The sequence below is a fragment of the Komagataeibacter sp. SM21 genome, assembly GCF_041402665.1.
GTDB lineage: Bacteria > Pseudomonadota > Alphaproteobacteria > Acetobacterales > Acetobacteraceae > Komagataeibacter > Komagataeibacter saccharivorans.
Window position 1 is genome coordinate 1 of record NZ_JBGLOV010000017.1, and the last position, 13,346, is coordinate 13,346.

Below are 13,346 nucleotides of genomic sequence, written 5' to 3' on the forward strand. Positions count from 1 at the left end.
CCGGGCAAGCCGCTCTTCAACGTCAAAAAATCCCGCCTGCTTCATGATCCATACTCCAATCAACGCAAGGAAAATGGAATCACAGAGCAGACCTCAATACCAGAGGGTTTTTCGAACCCTCCAGGTCGTCGTAAGGTATGCCTGCCGCTGCCCCATTCCTTTCAGCCGCAAGGTGGGCCGTCACAGGGGCGCGTCGGTGTTCCTGCCGGCCCGCGGTCGCTGCGTCCAGAGGCGTCAGACCGGCCCGGGGGCAGCTCTCACGTTATTCGGACCGGGACATAATAATGGTGGCCATCTGACCACCAGCCACTGGCACGTCAACTGTCTTTCTCTGTCGGCCTGCCAGGACAAGCGCGGTTTCATATCTTGCGTGGCGAAGCACAGGCTTGCGAATATTTTTACCGTCTTCCTTGATCGGCTCCAGTCCCGTCAGACGTGTCGTCTCGCTCCGGACCTTCACCAGCACTCGTCCGCCCGGCAGCGGGGACGCATTGTAGACGGTTGTTTCGCCGATCAGAACCGGAACCACAGCATCATGTGTGTCGGCTGATTTCGTATCATTCACAATGGAAACGTCCCGACCGTCGGCCACGATGGAGAAGTCGGTTTCTCCCCATCTGGCGATCGGGTTCATCTCACTGATCGACACCAGATTATAACCAGAGGTCGCCGATGTAGACAGCGGCTTTGAAACCGGGTCCGCCGCATAGGCAGGCGTCCACATGGTCACGTTTGTGGCGACGACTGCAAGTACCGCCAGAGGAAGCAAACAACGCATCACAAAGTCCTTCATCAAGAGCTGGATGAACCGGGCGCCTTCATCGGAATCAGCGCGTTAAGGCATCCAAAAATCCCTATCGCCTGTTATGAGGCCATCGCTTGTGGGTGCGGTGTCAGAGCAGCCGAGCAGGTATGCGATCCAGCACCCACAAACGATCAGCGCACATTGCATCGGGCGATACAGCCAATGGAGAAGGAGACATTCTATGCCTGATGCGAAAGAGGCCAGGCCGCGCTCATGGGCGATCAACCGCTGCTCTGTCGCCACACTGGCGCAGATACGGGACGGGAGTGACGATTACATCACCCGGGAATGGGACGCGTTTATCCAGCGTGCGACGGATTTCGATATCGAACACTTCGTCCTGTTTGACGGCGTCCTGTTCGATGATGCTGATCTGGACGCTGAGGACCATGCCAAACGGCTGGCATGCCGCAGTCTGGTAATCTCGGAAGTCATTGATGGGAACGTCATCATTGGCTTCGCCACGAAGCAGAGCATGGAAGATTTTATCGCCTGGGGAAACAACGTGATCCGGGCACGCTGTCCGGAAAGCCCGGATTACACAGATAAGGCATCGGAACAGAGGTGCTGAATAAATGGACAGATACTATGATACTGAAGCACTTCTCCAGTTTCAGATAGAAATCATGGCCGCTGGCGTGATGATATTGTGTCTTGCAGGGCTTGTTCTGAAAACGCGCAGGACGTGGCTATCTGTCACTGCCATTTCGTGGATAGGGCTCTTCATCTATTATTACACATTTGCGCCATGGGGCATCCCGATATAGGCACTGCACCAGTTATAGCCACCACGAGAAGGGTTAAGATTTGGTCTCGACGTGATGCACGAATACCCGCCGGACCACGGCTGGTTGTGCCAGTAAATAAACTCGGGCACAGTATTCGAAATATAGAAGCGTAAACAACAGGAGAATATTTCAGTGAATCAAGCTGACGGGCCGGACCATACCATCATCACCGCCATGACGAGCATCGTTTCAGCGTATCTCGGCAACCCCCAGACAGCATTGACCCCTGATGCCATTCCATTGCTGATCCGGAGTGTGACGGCAGCCGTGAGGGAAGATATCGCCAGCGGAACGGAAGCGGTTCCCTCGCCTGCCTTACCGGCTGGCACAAAGCCTGTGCCCGCCGTGCCGCTCTCCGAAACCATCTTCCCCGACCATATCGTCTGTCTTGAGGACGGGAAGAAGTTCAAGATGATGAAGCGCCATCTCAAACAGGTCTACCAGATGACGCCCGAGCAGTATCGCCAGAAATGGGGCCTGCCGCCGGACTACCCGATGACCGCGCCCGCCTATGCTGAGCAGCGCGCGACGTTGGCACGGAAAATAGGACTGGGCCGCCCGCGGGTCGAGGATACCGGACAGGTTTCAAAAACACAGCGCAAGGGAGACGCTGCAGTCGCAATGACGGCTAGCGATGAAAGTGGCGTCACAGTCCCGAAAGCCGGGAAAAGCGATCGTCGTAAAAAACCTGAAACATGGGCACGAGACAGATTCCAGCCCAAAAAGAGTTCTGACACGAAAGAGGCCGGCAAACCGCCTCAGCCCCGGAAAACCCGCAGCAAGACAACACCCGACACACAGGCGTAACACACCCTCACGCATTTTCTGCTTTACAGGATCATATCGTGTTCTCTAAGTGTTCCCTTAAGGGAGGAGAACATGGCGCGAACACAGGACAACGATACCGTCGCCGTTCTCCGGGCGCAGATCCTGCGGATCGAACGGCGGTCAGGCGTGCTGGCACATGATGTCGCACGACTAGCCTGCGGCGCCACCAAAATCGACACTCACCTTTGTGGTGGCCTGGAGCGGGGCACGACCCATGAAGTGATCGGCCGTGGCGCCGACACGCCTCTCGGCTATTATCCGACCCGCTGGATCGCCACCATCCTGTCGCGCACGACCGGGCCGGTCGCATGGATCCATACCGGACGGCTGAACCTGCTGGGCGAAGGGCTGTCCCAGGCCGGGCTTTCTCCCGACCGCCTGATCTGCCTTCACGCCGCTCCCGATCGGGTTCTCGGCCTGACCGAAGATGTGCTGCGTGAGACGGGACTGGCCGCAGTCGTTACCGATTTCGACCAGCCTCTGGGCCTGACGGCGTCGCGCCGCCTGCGGCTGGCGGCGGAAGGGTCGGGACAGACCGCTTTCCTGCTGCGTCGCGCCAGGAAAATGGACGATCCCGCCCTCGTGCATCCGACGGCCAGTTCCACGCGCTGGCGCGTAGGGCCTGCGCCCTTTCCGGCCGGAACCGCTCCGGTTGCATTCCGTCCCGGACGGCCGCGCATGCATGTCGAACTGCTGCGCCATCGGGGTGGCAGGGCTGGGGAGTGGATCGTGGAGACGGAACATGCGCCGGATCATCTCGCTGTGGTTTCCCCATTGGCCGACCGACCGGCTGCGCCGGCATGGATTGCGCAACCTGCCGACTTCCCAACCGCTGGTCACGCGCGCCCATGACGGACGGCGCTACATGATCGCCGCGGTCGACCGGGCGGCCATGGAGGCCGGGATCAGCCCCGGCCTGCCGCTGGCACAGGCGCAGGCCCTCGTGCCGGATCTTGCCGTCGCACCCGCCGATCCGGATGACGACGCGCAGGCGCTGTCACGACTGGCGGAATGGTGCCTGTGGTGCGCGCCGCTGACATCCGCAACCGATCCTGATGGCATCTGGATTGACGCCACGGGCTGCGCACACCTGCATGGCGGCGAAACATCCATGCTCACCACCCTGCTTGAGCGCCTGTCTGGCATGGGCCTGGCAGTGCGGGGCGCAATGGCGGATACGCCGGGCTGCGCCTGGGCGCTCGCACATGCGGGACCTCATGGGGCGGAGATCATCCCCGAACGAGGGCAGGCTGCTGCACTCGATCCACTGCCCGTTGCCGCCCTGCGTCTGGACGGCGCCACCCTGAAGGGACTGCTCCAGCTCGGTCTGGAACGTATCGGACAGGTGCGGACCGCGCCACGGGCACCGCTGGTTCGCCGCTTCGGTCCAGACCTCATGCTGCGCCTGGATCAGGCGCTGGGACGGGTGCCGGAACCGGTCCGGCCCGTCCTGCCACGCGATGCGGTACAGGGCCGTCGCTCCCTGCTGGAACCTGTCTCCACGGCGGACGCCATCGCCACGGTGATCGGGGTGCTGGTGGACACGGTCTGCATGGAACTGGCGCAGCGCGGGGAGGGGGCAAGGCAGGTCATGACGCCTGCGACACCCTCCACGACATCCACAGACTGGTCATGTTCATGGCCACGTCCCGTGCGGCGGTTCGATCCACCTGAACCGGTGGTGATGATCCGGCAGGACGCGGCGGGCGTGCCGCAGCAGGTGGCGTGGCGCGGTCATGCCTACAGGATTGTCGCATGCGACGGTCCCGAGCGCGTGCATGGTGAATGGTGGTATGACACGCGCGAATACGGCCGCATCCGGAATTACTGGATCGCGGCGGAAGGGGGCGGCCTCCAGTTCTGGCTGTTCCAGTCCGTCCGCTGCGTGGGGACGGCTGATGCGCCTGCCTCGTGGTTTCTGCATGGTCTTTTCTGAGGAGCGCGCAATGGTAAAGGACAGTCCCCCCGATCTGCGTCCGGCCAGTCTGGAGGAAATCGAAGCCTCCCTGTCGCATGGCCTGCGCTATGACGGGCGCCGCAAGGTGCACACGGCCGATGAGATGATGGCACGGATTACAGCCGAACGTCTTGTCGCCTACCTCCAGAGCTGCGGCTACGTCATCCTGCGGCGGGCAGGCTCTCCCGCGCCCAGCACAAGCACGCACCGCCATCCGCACGCGGATGCGGGCTAGGCGATGTCCGGCTACGTCCCGCTTCAGGTCGCCACCAACTATTCCTTCCTGCGGGGCGCAAGCCATCCCGACGAACTGTTCGCGCGGGCAGGGGAACTGGGGCTTCGGGCGATCGGCGTCACCGATCATAACAGCCTCGCCGGGATCGTCCGGGCGCACCGGGCAGCGGGCGAACATGGGGTCCGCCTTGTCGTGGGCTGCCGTCTGGATCTGGAGGATATACCGCCCGTCCTCGCCTATCCTACCGACCGCATGGCCTATGGCCGTCTGTGCCGTCTCCTGACGCTGGGCAGGAAACGGGCAGGGAAGGGGGCGGCTTTTCCCTGACATGGCGCGATCTGGAACGCGAGGGTGCGGGCCTGCTCCTGATCCTGTTGCCCGATGCACCCGATGCCACGCTTTCCGCTGCCCTGGCCCGCATGGAAGCGCATGCCCGCACGGGTGGCCTGCCCGGTTATGTCGCCCTTGTCCGGCGCTACCGGCCGGGAGATGCAGCCCGTCTCGCCCGCATGGCCGACATGGCGATGACGGCGGGCCTGCGTCCCGTCGTGACCGGCGATGTCCTGTATCACAACGCCGGGCGGCATATCCTGCAGGACGTGCTGGGCTGCATCCGCCATGGCTGCACGGTCGACCAGCTGGGCGACCGGCGCGAAACCTGTTCGGGACGGCATCTTGTCGCGGAACGCGAGATCCGTGAGGACTATGCCGGGCATGAGGCCGCGATTGCGCGTAGCGCCGAGATTGCCGCGCTATGCCGCTTCTCGCTCGATGATCTGGCCTACCAGTATCCCGATGAGACCGACGCATCAGGGAATACGCCACAGGAAACCCTTGCAGCCCTTGTCCGGACGCATCTGAAAGACCGTTATCCTGCTGGCGCGCCGGACGGCGTTCTGACCCAGCTCCGCCACGAACTCGATCTGATCGCTTCGCTGGATTACGCGCCGTATTTCCTGACGGTCAACAGGATCGGGCTGGCAGACCCGCGTCAATGAAGAACTGCGCCGCATTAACCCGAACTCTATGGTGGCACAGGAAAAAACTTAGCCGGTGCCTTTACTTCTGTTCCGCCAGGCGCCCAGGGACACCACATTTCCATCCTGCACCACCGGTTCGGACTGGACAGGTGCGCTTACGGGCAGCATCTCAGATTTCGCCTTCCGCACATGCCGACCTTCGCGATAGCGTTCGAGACAGGCGATGACGACCTCCCATCCGCCGATGATCCGGCCGCTCAGGATCCACGTCTCGCTGACCTGCTGGGCGGCAAGCGCCCGCTGCTGCCGGTAGGCGGTATCCATGAGCCTCTGTTCGACATTCGTGGCGAGGCGTATCTGCCGCTCCCGGATGATAAGGTCACGGGCTTCTGCCGTTTCGCTGATCGCCAGTGTAACGGCAGGCTGGAACCAGGCACGCAGGGCATCCTCCAGTTCGGCCGCGTCAGCAAAGACGCTCAGGTCCCATTCCCTGAGACGGGAGCGCACCTCACGCGCGCCCTCCCGCTTCAGGGTGGACAGGGCGTAGGGCGGCTTCTGTCCGGCCTCTTTCATCACCTCGACCACGTCATCGCGGTCAAGGCTCAGCATCTGCATGAATTCAACCGAACGCGCCTTACGGCGTTCCAGCGGAAACCGCGCGACGGTCAGGGCGTCGGCAATGGGTTCTACGGGAGCGGGGTTATCCGTCATTTCTACCTCGATCAGCGCATTTCACCGTCGCGCGACTGCCGCGCCAATGCGACCAGACCCTGCTGCGTTGCCGCTGCCCGGACCATGGCATCCGCTACGGGCTGCACGCCGAAGACTTTTTCTACCCATCCGATATCACAGGTCCAGCCCGTATGACCGCTCCGCCAATGCCACAGTGCCATGGCCTCATCCGCACAGGCGCGGGCCTGCGCTGGTGTCCACCCGTTGATCCATGCCAGCCAGCGCAGGACATGCTGTTCCTTTCCGGTTGCCATACTCCGTCCCCAGTGCCTTACGGCGTGGCAGTCGGGACACAGGGCGATCACGCCCCTGAGAACCTGCACGAAGCGCGTGTCGTCGTAGGCCCAACCTTCATCGGCCTCGACAGGATGGGCGGGACCGATACCGCCACAGATGCGGCAGCGGTAGCCTGCCCGCCTGTACGCATCGCGGCGGATCCTGTCCCAGTCTTCGCGATGCAGCACGGCGCGCAGGTTCCATCCCCACAGGGATTGCGGGACCATCCACGGCCGCACATAAGGCGGCCTGCGGTCGGGGCGAAAGCGGAACGGCAGGAACGCCAGGACCGGCGCGTTTTCCGCAATGTCGGCAATCCCTGTGTCCCAGAAGAAACAGCGCTGCACCCTGTCCCATCGTGCACCGGCCCCGGCGGCCTGTTTCGCTCTGTCACGCGGGACGCACAGCGGAATGGATCCCTGAGCCCCTGTCACTGCCGTAATCCGATAGGGCCAGTGGATCGGGACGGCCCGGCCGAAAGGGTCATCCGGGCGCAGGCATCGCGCAGGGCATACAGGCTGCGGTCGAGGTAGAGCGCATTGCGCGCCCCCCGATCCACGAGGGAGCGGAAATAGGCATCCCGGTAGCGGATCGGTTCCCCACGATGGAGACGGGCGGCCATGATGATGGCGGTGATGCTGGCCTGCAGGCGACCAAGGACCACGCAGGCCTGTCGCCACGCGTGATGGGTGATGCCGATCTGGCCGGAAAGATACTCCGCGGCATCCGTCAGCTGGGGCTGGGTCGGCTTTTCGGATGGACACAGGTCGCGCAGCGGCGGGCAGATTTCGAGATAGAACGTCGATGTGCCGCGAAAACCGCGCAGGGCGGACAGGTCGGGTCCGGATGATGTGACGACTGGATCCGCTGGCGCTGCGCTCCGCATTGCTTCAATGCGATTGCGGCCGGTGGCCGCTACGGTGACTACCTTAATTTGAGATAGATTGTTTTTTGTATCTGTATAGTGGGTGCCACAATCGGGGTCCATGGGTGCCACTTTCGGGGTCCATCGGGCATCCGGAGACGGGTTATCAACAGGGGCCGGACAGGCCTCCAGACGATGCCAGAGGGCTTTCATGTCGTCATGATAGCCACTCAGTGTTTCGATGGATTCAGAGCGCAGCCGACGACGCATGATGCCAGATGCCTGCACGATTGCCGCCTCATTGCCCTGCTGCTCCGCGCGCTGGCGTATCACCCCGTTAAGGTCGGCGATCGCATCACGCAGGAACCTGATCTGGCTGCGATGCCGCCGCTCCGCTTCCAGCATCTCCATGAAATCAGGCCAGCGATAGCGTAGCGAGGCAAGGCTGAACCCGACCCGGCAGGTATCCTCCTCGCCCTGCCAGCGCCGCCCCCTCTGACCGTTGCGCCCGTCATGGGCGGTCAGCATCCGTGCCCCGGCCAGTTCACGTACGGCGCGGCGCAGGGAGGTAAGGCACAGCCCCGTCCAGTTCACGAGCGTGGTGTTATGGGCGTAGATGAAGGGGGTCGCCCCTTCCTCCCAGTCTCCTGTCGCCGTGCGCTCGACCATGCACACCAGAAGCTCGAACGCGTTCCGGCTCAGGCCAAGCGGTCTGCGGAGCGCGCGCAACACCCGCACGACATCGTATTTTCCGGGGAATGCCGGAGCAGGCCGCGCCAGTTCGGCCACGGCGTCGAGCATGGCAGGGGTAAGGGTCCGCTTTCCGCGCCGGCGCACCGGGCGCGGGTCATCATTGTGGGCTTGTATCACCATTCAAAAAAGTCCGGGAACCAGGAAGTTTTCAGGAGCCTCAAGACCCGGACACCGGACAAACCGCCCCCGTTCGCAATTTTGTCTTGCGTTCCGACGGGACTCTCATGTACGAGGAAATTGCTGCATTTCTTCGTACATGAACTAAGGTTTTTGGGTGCCCTGGCTTTTCCGATTTGGAGATCGGAAGAGGCAGGGTTTCTCATATCTGGGCTAGGTCATCGGTGGGCCTCTGCAATCGGGCGCCCGGTCTGCATGGCTATGCGGCCCGCGGCGCGAAAGCACCTTGCCCCGACTCATTCCGCGCCACAAGCGAAACCTTGGTAAACCGCTGTTTTTCTTGCGTTTTTGTGTCCATTTTGGCACGGCAACCGGATGGTATTTCATGAGCTGATGACCTGTTCCGACGCCCCATTTCCCATGCGATTTGAAATGGTTGCGTAGTACTGACCCACCGTCCAGCCAGTCATGTTGTTGGCGGCGAGGGTTCTGGCGGAGACGAATCTGCTCAATGGCGTACTGCTGTCCGACTCGGTTGCGATTTCCGATCCGGCCTTTGTCCCGAACATGTAGGCGCCATAGGTCTGCGCCGCCGTTGCACTGGTGCCGGTCGATTTCGAAACCGCCGAAGCGTAGTCGCTGATGACCGCACTGGCGACTTCCGCCTGTACGGCCGGATCGCTCCTGTCGGCATCGCTGAGCCCCAGCTTCGCGGCATACTCATCCCATGTCCCGTTGGTGATCTGCCAGACGCCTTCCGCAGAGGATGTGGCGTTGCCGACATTCTGGAAATGGCTCTCGATCTGTCCAAAGGCCGCCAGCGTATCGGGATTGATCCCTTCATCCTCGGCGGCAGTCACGGCGCTCGAGCCATAGGACTGCGCGAGAAGCGTGGACATGGCGTCGGTCGTCCCCCAGGCCCCCGTATAGGTCGTGGCGCCCGAAGAGCCGCCCGTCTGGGACGATGTCCCGGCATAGACGAATTCCGGCGAGCCGGGCTCCATGATGCTCGGGATGACCTGCTGGGGGACCTGCGCCATGGCCGCATGCAGCCACAGCGAGGGCGCCAGCGCCGTTACGAAAAGACGCATCCGCATCATCTGTCCGGGTGGGAAAAGGCGATCATGCCGTTCGCCCGCTGCCCCGCGACCGTGCAGCCGGTCGGGTGATCCGCGACAAGCGGGCGATAGGCCACCACGTCCCGGCTCGGGATCCATGCAAGGATGCGCCCGGTGAGTTCAACCTGCGTCCAGCCGTCGCGGGTGGTATCGGTGACAGCGATCTGCGGGGCGGCCACCCCTACCTGACGCGCCGTGCGCGCGGGTGCCGCGTAAAGTGGTTCGAAATCCGTGGCGGGACTTTTGCATGTCGCCGGAACCGGAAGGGGCGAGAGGGTCTGCGCCTGCGCGGGCGGGTTGACCGGCGGCCCCCAGTTCCGATGGCCGATCTCGGCCTGCCGTTCCGCTGAAAGATGATCCAGCGCGTCGGGGGGGAGATGCTGGGCAAAGGCGGGTGTGGCCGCCAGCGCCAGACCGAGCATCAGGGCAAAGGTGTTCCGCATGAAATCCTCCTTGGGTGGTGCGTTCGTTACAGGACTGAAGATGGCACGTCCGTTTGTGGGTGCTGACATGGCATGCAAAAAAACTCACCCACAACCACGCATGGGATGGTGAAGGAACCTTACTGGAGGACCCTTCATGCGACGCCTCATGCCCGCATTTGCCATCCTTGCCCTGCCCGGCCTTGCCCTGGCGGCGCCACAATGCCCATCCGTGGCCGATACACCCGCCCGGCCTGCGGCTGTGGCTGTTCCACAGGTCGGCGGGCAGCCACAGCCCCGCCCCATACCGGCGGCCGAGATCGCCCGGAGTCCTGCCCTGAGCCGGATTGCGAGCCAGGGAGCCAGCGTGTTCGATATCGGCAGGCCGGAAGACCAGCATGGCCTGCGCGCCGTCTATGCGCGCAATGGCGACCATTTCCGGGTGTTCTACATCACGCCCGATGGCGGCGCTGAAATCGGCGGGGTGATGTGGGATGCGTCAGGCCATAACCTGACCCGCGATGAGGTGGCGCCCATCCGGGGCACCATTCCGACTGTGGTCCTGCACGGTCAGGGAAGTTCACGGAGCGAACCCGGGGCTGCCGCATCACCGGCCACCGTCAATCCGGTCGGCCGGCTTTCCGCCGCATCCTTTGGCCTGTACGGGCGCAGGGACGCGCCACGGGTCTATATGGTGGTCGATCCGCTCTGTCCGTATTCCACCCGGGCGCTACAGACCCTTCAGCCCTATGTCGATGCGGGCAGGCTGCAGCTCGCCATCGTGCCGATCTCCATCAACGATTACGAAAACCATGGAGCCAGCACGCCTGCGGCAGTCGCCATGCTGAGTGCGGCCCCTGATGGCATGGTGCCGGTATGGCGGCGGATCATGGCACAGGGGCACGCACCTGCGGACGGAGCCGTATCCGAGACTGCGGAAGCGGCCCTGACGCTCAATCTCGACGCAGCGCACGCCATCGGCGTCCGGGGCACGCCCACCATTATCTGGAGTGGCCGGGACGGCGCACCCCACGAGGAAGCCGGGCTACCCGATGACGTGGACGGGTTTGTCGCAGGACTGGCTTCGTGAGCGGGCCGACGAGGCGGGGGCGGATGGTCCGCGCCCTGAAATGGCTGTCCTTGCCGTTCCTGGTGCAGTTCGTCAGAAGCTACCGGGTCGCGCGCGACGGCATGCGCGCACTGGCTGACATGCGGCCGGATCACGATATGCCAGCCGCAGTCGCACGGTCGCAGATCGAGGACGATGCCATCCGGCGGCAGGCACGGAGCAGAACCCGGCGATACGGACGGTTCTGTGCCCTCTTGCTGGCCATTGTAATCGCGATGTGGGGGCACGCCGTGTTCTGGAACGGGGAGGGTATTCTCTCGCCTGCCAGCATCCGGTCGCTGGCGCTGACCCTCATACTGGGCACCCAGTATGTCAGCCTGTGCTTTTCAAACTGGATGGCACGGTCGCACAGACGGGGATCATTCTCTGATTTTCTGCAGGACGGACGTGACTTATGGCCGCGATAGACGAACCCGCCCGGAATGTGGCACTCCAGTTCGTGTAGGCGCGAACATAAATTCCTTCACGGTTCGCGCTTCAGACGGCTCGGGACAGCACCAGATGGGCGATTTCAGGGACTCAGAATATTACGGCTCCCGGGTGGAGCCTGCGCGACGCGAATCAGGCTGGCTCTCCGATGGAGACTTCATCCGCCGCGGTCGAGAGGAATTCAGGAATTACCGGATAGGGGCGGGAGGGAATTCGCTCCCGACCGCAAAAGGCATCTTCTCCCTGATCCTGCTGATTTTGGCGGTCGGGGCACTGTTCTCCATTGCTCAGGGACTTGAGGCGGTCATGAACAATGCCTCTAACGCCATCTACGACGTTGACAGATACCTTTCCGCCTTCCCCTGGAAAGGAATAGCGATCGTGATCGCTGATATCTGGTTGGGCGTATATATCTGGCTCAAGCTGTTGTAGTTCGTGGTGGCAGTGCCTGAATTTGGCATGTCAGCCAGCATTTCTCAAACTGGATGGTATGGTTGCGGAGGCAAGGATCATTTTCGGGTTTTCTACAGGTACAGACGTGACTGCTGGCGGCGATAATACCAGTTTGCAGAAGCGAACGGCTCCATTTCCGGCGTAACCACTGAATCTTGCGGTCTTTCAACGCAGTATCAGGCAGGCGCGTATGTTCTTACCGTGCGGCATGACGGTAGGAACCGACTGCCTGCAAGGTTGGAATGTTCGAAACGTCCACTGCTCGTGCCGCATGCCATTCATCATAAGCGGCCTGCATCCGGATCCAGAGACCGGGACCGTTCCCGAACAGTTTGCCCAGTCGCACTCCCACTTCCGGACTCACAGGCTTGCGCTCTGCGAGAATATCATAGAGATGCTGTCGGGAAATGCCCAGAAACTGCGCAATTTCTGTCTTGCTCCGCTCAGTCGCAGGAATCACATCCTCTCGGAGCAACTCGCCTGGATGAGTTGGGCAGCGACGAACGGTGCTAACCATGGTTGCCTCCTAGTGGTACTGTTCAAAATCAAGAACGTAGGCGTCGCTGTCTCTAAACTCGAAGGTAATACACCACGGCCCGTTTACGTGAACTGTATATCGGGTCGGTGTATGCCCCTTGAGGGCATGAAAGTCGAACCCGGGCAGGTTCATATCGTCTGCATTGACCGACGCATCAAGCGCATCCAATCGACGCAGAATACGACCATGAAACCGCGCATCAATCCTCGACTTTCCTGTCTCCCACAGCGCCTTGAGCTGCTTGTTTGCGAACGTCTTGATCATTCTGTCGCGCTTGTAAGCAATCCGCTTACAAATGTCAATGAGTTCAGAAGGTGCCAGCCCTCCCGGACTGGTTGCCCACCGACCACGAAGCGCCTTCGTAATCCGGTCGGTCTGCCTGATCGGCCGGATCTGACGGTTTCACGATATTACCGGCGCGTGACGCGACAGCAGGCTTCCAGCGTGCCGGAACCGATCCATAGGGTGCATACGGGTCATACAGTGCCTGCCGGACCGCTGGGGGCCTGAGCGGTCGGCTAGATGCCGATGTGAGGTTCCCGTGGGAACATCCGGAAACCGCAAGCGCCAGCCCACCCAGCAATGCAAGCCGCATCATCCCTTGCGTCCTTTGAGTGCGGCAATTTCTCTTTCAAGCTCTGCCACACGCGTTTTCAAGCGCTCTGATTTCCGGTCAAAAAGATCCCGTTCTGCTTTTACTGCCCGGCCATAATCTCTGAACTCATTGCGGTTTTGTTCATACGTGACTGCGGCGCTCTCCCAGTGCCGGGCATTGGCCTGAAGCCGTATGACCTCCTGCCGCAACGCCTCGTTCTGCCGTACAACGGCGTTATAATCCGCCACCGAGATGGCGTTGTTCGCCATTTTTTCCGTTGCGCGCCGGATGCGGATAAGCTGGTCAAAGTCAAGAAAATCACCCAT

Annotated in this window: 19 protein-coding genes; 10 read left to right on the forward strand and 9 right to left on the reverse strand. The window is 61.9% G+C overall.

All coding sequences use genetic code 11. From position 1 onward, the window contains the following. Nucleotides 1–262: 262 nt before the first annotated feature. Entirely contained in the window at nucleotides 263–796 is a 534-nt protein-coding gene (locus ACBR42_RS13995; protein WP_371208399.1) for a hypothetical protein, read from the reverse strand. 190 nt (nucleotides 797–986) lie between these two features. Between ACBR42_RS13995 and ACBR42_RS14000 the strand changes: the two genes are divergently transcribed. From ACBR42_RS14000 to ACBR42_RS14030, 7 genes are all read left to right on the forward strand, one after another. Beyond that, nucleotides 987–1,376: a hypothetical protein gene (locus tag ACBR42_RS14000; RefSeq protein WP_371208400.1), complete on the forward strand. Its 390-nt coding sequence runs from the start codon at nucleotides 987–989 to the stop codon at nucleotides 1,374–1,376. Nucleotides 1,377–1,725: 349 nt separating this feature from the next. Beyond that, nucleotides 1,726–2,400 carry a MucR family transcriptional regulator gene (locus ACBR42_RS14005; protein WP_243705445.1) on the forward strand — a complete coding sequence of 225 codons (675 nt, stop codon included), beginning with the start codon at nucleotides 1,726–1,728 and terminating at the stop codon, nucleotides 2,398–2,400. A gap of 72 nt (nucleotides 2,401–2,472) precedes the next feature. Further along, nucleotides 2,473–3,273 (forward strand): ImuA family protein, encoded by an 801-nt coding sequence (locus ACBR42_RS14010; RefSeq protein WP_371208401.1) that lies wholly within the window; start codon nucleotides 2,473–2,475, stop codon nucleotides 3,271–3,273. Next, the gene (locus ACBR42_RS14015) at nucleotides 3,164–4,357 is read left to right on the forward strand and encodes a DNA polymerase Y family protein (RefSeq protein ID WP_132307023.1); all 1,194 of its coding nucleotides are present in this window, start codon (nucleotides 3,164–3,166) and stop codon (nucleotides 4,355–4,357) included. The genes ACBR42_RS14010 and ACBR42_RS14015 overlap by 110 nt, the downstream gene beginning before the upstream one ends. 10 nt (nucleotides 4,358–4,367) lie before the next feature. Further along, the gene (locus tag ACBR42_RS14020; protein ID WP_132307025.1) at nucleotides 4,368–4,613 is read left to right on the forward strand and encodes a hypothetical protein; all 246 of its coding nucleotides are present in this window, start codon (nucleotides 4,368–4,370) and stop codon (nucleotides 4,611–4,613) included. A gap of 3 nt (nucleotides 4,614–4,616) precedes the next feature. Continuing rightward, nucleotides 4,617–4,940, forward strand: a complete 324-nt coding sequence (locus ACBR42_RS14025) for a PHP domain-containing protein (RefSeq protein ID WP_132307027.1) — start codon at nucleotides 4,617–4,619, stop codon at nucleotides 4,938–4,940. After that, nucleotides 4,883–5,611 carry a hypothetical protein gene (locus tag ACBR42_RS14030; RefSeq protein ID WP_371208402.1) on the forward strand — a complete coding sequence of 243 codons (729 nt, stop codon included), beginning with the start codon at nucleotides 4,883–4,885 and terminating at the stop codon, nucleotides 5,609–5,611. Before ACBR42_RS14025 ends, ACBR42_RS14030 begins: the two co-directional genes overlap by 58 nt. A 48-nt stretch (nucleotides 5,612–5,659) precedes the next feature. Here ACBR42_RS14030 and ACBR42_RS14035 read toward each other — a convergent pair whose 3' ends face one another. From ACBR42_RS14035 to ACBR42_RS14055, 5 genes are all read right to left on the reverse strand, one after another. After that, nucleotides 5,660–6,304: a hypothetical protein gene (locus ACBR42_RS14035; protein ID WP_371208403.1), complete on the reverse strand. Its 645-nt coding sequence runs from the start codon at nucleotides 6,302–6,304 to the stop codon at nucleotides 5,660–5,662. Nucleotides 6,305–6,315: 11 nt separating this feature from the next. Beyond that, complete coding sequence (locus tag ACBR42_RS14040) at nucleotides 6,316–7,035, reverse strand: HNH endonuclease (protein WP_371208404.1); 720 nt, start codon at nucleotides 7,033–7,035, stop codon at nucleotides 6,316–6,318. Continuing rightward, nucleotides 7,032–8,339 (reverse strand): replication initiation protein RepC, encoded by a 1,308-nt coding sequence (gene repC, locus ACBR42_RS14045; RefSeq protein WP_371208405.1) that lies wholly within the window; start codon nucleotides 8,337–8,339, stop codon nucleotides 7,032–7,034. Before repC ends, ACBR42_RS14040 begins: the two co-directional genes overlap by 4 nt. Before the next feature lie 380 nt (nucleotides 8,340–8,719). Continuing rightward, nucleotides 8,720–9,427: a transglycosylase SLT domain-containing protein gene (locus ACBR42_RS14050; protein WP_371208406.1), complete on the reverse strand. Its 708-nt coding sequence runs from the start codon at nucleotides 9,425–9,427 to the stop codon at nucleotides 8,720–8,722. Between the two features lie 5 nt (nucleotides 9,428–9,432). Next, nucleotides 9,433–9,897: an SH3 domain-containing protein gene (locus ACBR42_RS14055; protein ID WP_132307037.1), complete on the reverse strand. Its 465-nt coding sequence runs from the start codon at nucleotides 9,895–9,897 to the stop codon at nucleotides 9,433–9,435. Nucleotides 9,898–10,033: 136 nt separating this feature from the next. Here ACBR42_RS14055 and ACBR42_RS14060 point away from each other — a divergent pair, with 136 nt between their 5' ends. The 3 genes from ACBR42_RS14060 (at nucleotide 10,034) to ACBR42_RS14070 (ending at nucleotide 11,866) form a co-directional block, all read left to right on the forward strand. Continuing rightward, on the forward strand, nucleotides 10,034–10,966 hold the full coding sequence (locus ACBR42_RS14060; RefSeq protein WP_371208407.1) for a DsbC family protein: 933 nt from the start codon (nucleotides 10,034–10,036) through the stop codon (nucleotides 10,964–10,966). After that, the gene (locus ACBR42_RS14065; protein ID WP_371208408.1) at nucleotides 10,963–11,412 is read left to right on the forward strand and encodes a hypothetical protein; all 450 of its coding nucleotides are present in this window, start codon (nucleotides 10,963–10,965) and stop codon (nucleotides 11,410–11,412) included. Before ACBR42_RS14060 ends, ACBR42_RS14065 begins: the two co-directional genes overlap by 4 nt. Before the next feature lie 94 nt (nucleotides 11,413–11,506). After that, nucleotides 11,507–11,866, forward strand: coding sequence for a hypothetical protein (locus ACBR42_RS14070; RefSeq protein WP_371208409.1), 360 nt, complete (start codon nucleotides 11,507–11,509; stop codon nucleotides 11,864–11,866). 217 nt (nucleotides 11,867–12,083) lie between these two features. Here ACBR42_RS14070 and ACBR42_RS14075 read toward each other — a convergent pair whose 3' ends face one another. The 3 genes from ACBR42_RS14075 to ACBR42_RS14085 all read right to left on the reverse strand — a co-directional run bounded on the left by ACBR42_RS14075 (nucleotide 12,084) and on the right by ACBR42_RS14085 (nucleotide 13,346). Next, nucleotides 12,084–12,404, reverse strand: coding sequence for a HigA family addiction module antitoxin (locus tag ACBR42_RS14075; protein ID WP_132307071.1), 321 nt, complete (start codon nucleotides 12,402–12,404; stop codon nucleotides 12,084–12,086). 9 nt (nucleotides 12,405–12,413) lie between these two features. After that, complete coding sequence (locus tag ACBR42_RS14080; RefSeq protein ID WP_371208410.1) at nucleotides 12,414–12,689, reverse strand: type II toxin-antitoxin system RelE/ParE family toxin; 276 nt, start codon at nucleotides 12,687–12,689, stop codon at nucleotides 12,414–12,416. Between the two features lie 330 nt (nucleotides 12,690–13,019). Continuing rightward, entirely contained in the window at nucleotides 13,020–13,346 is a 327-nt protein-coding gene (locus tag ACBR42_RS14085) for a hypothetical protein (protein WP_371208411.1), read from the reverse strand.

What these genes read in the sequence shown, in the direction of transcription:
- ACBR42_RS14075 (WP_132307071.1), bottom strand. Translation starts at nt 12,404, where the DNA reads ATGGTTAGCACCGTTCGTCGCTGCCCAACTCATCCAGGCGAGTTGCTC.
- ACBR42_RS14060 (WP_371208407.1), top strand. Translation starts at nt 10,034, where the DNA reads ATGCGACGCCTCATGCCCGCATTTGCCATCCTTGCCCTGCCCGGCCTT.
- ACBR42_RS14085 (WP_371208411.1), bottom strand. Translation starts at nt 13,346, where the DNA reads ATGGGTGATTTTCTTGACTTTGACCAGCTTATCCGCATCCGGCGCGCA.
- ACBR42_RS14070 (WP_371208409.1), top strand. Translation starts at nt 11,507, where the DNA reads ATGGGCGATTTCAGGGACTCAGAATATTACGGCTCCCGGGTGGAGCCT.
- ACBR42_RS14025 (WP_132307027.1), top strand. Translation starts at nt 4,617, where the DNA reads ATGTCCGGCTACGTCCCGCTTCAGGTCGCCACCAACTATTCCTTCCTG.
- ACBR42_RS14015 (WP_132307023.1), top strand. Translation starts at nt 3,164, where the DNA reads ATGCGCCGGATCATCTCGCTGTGGTTTCCCCATTGGCCGACCGACCGG.
- ACBR42_RS14010 (WP_371208401.1), top strand. Translation starts at nt 2,473, where the DNA reads ATGGCGCGAACACAGGACAACGATACCGTCGCCGTTCTCCGGGCGCAG.
- ACBR42_RS14020 (WP_132307025.1), top strand. Translation starts at nt 4,368, where the DNA reads ATGGTAAAGGACAGTCCCCCCGATCTGCGTCCGGCCAGTCTGGAGGAA.
- ACBR42_RS14000 (WP_371208400.1), top strand. Translation starts at nt 987, where the DNA reads ATGCCTGATGCGAAAGAGGCCAGGCCGCGCTCATGGGCGATCAACCGC.
- ACBR42_RS14080 (WP_371208410.1), bottom strand. Translation starts at nt 12,689, where the DNA reads ATGATCAAGACGTTCGCAAACAAGCAGCTCAAGGCGCTGTGGGAGACA.
- ACBR42_RS14055 (WP_132307037.1), bottom strand. Translation starts at nt 9,897, where the DNA reads ATGCGGAACACCTTTGCCCTGATGCTCGGTCTGGCGCTGGCGGCCACA.
- ACBR42_RS14035 (WP_371208403.1), bottom strand. Translation starts at nt 6,304, where the DNA reads ATGACGGATAACCCCGCTCCCGTAGAACCCATTGCCGACGCCCTGACC.
- repC (WP_371208405.1), bottom strand. Translation starts at nt 8,339, where the DNA reads ATGGTGATACAAGCCCACAATGATGACCCGCGCCCGGTGCGCCGGCGC.
- ACBR42_RS14050 (WP_371208406.1), bottom strand. Translation starts at nt 9,427, where the DNA reads ATGCGTCTTTTCGTAACGGCGCTGGCGCCCTCGCTGTGGCTGCATGCG.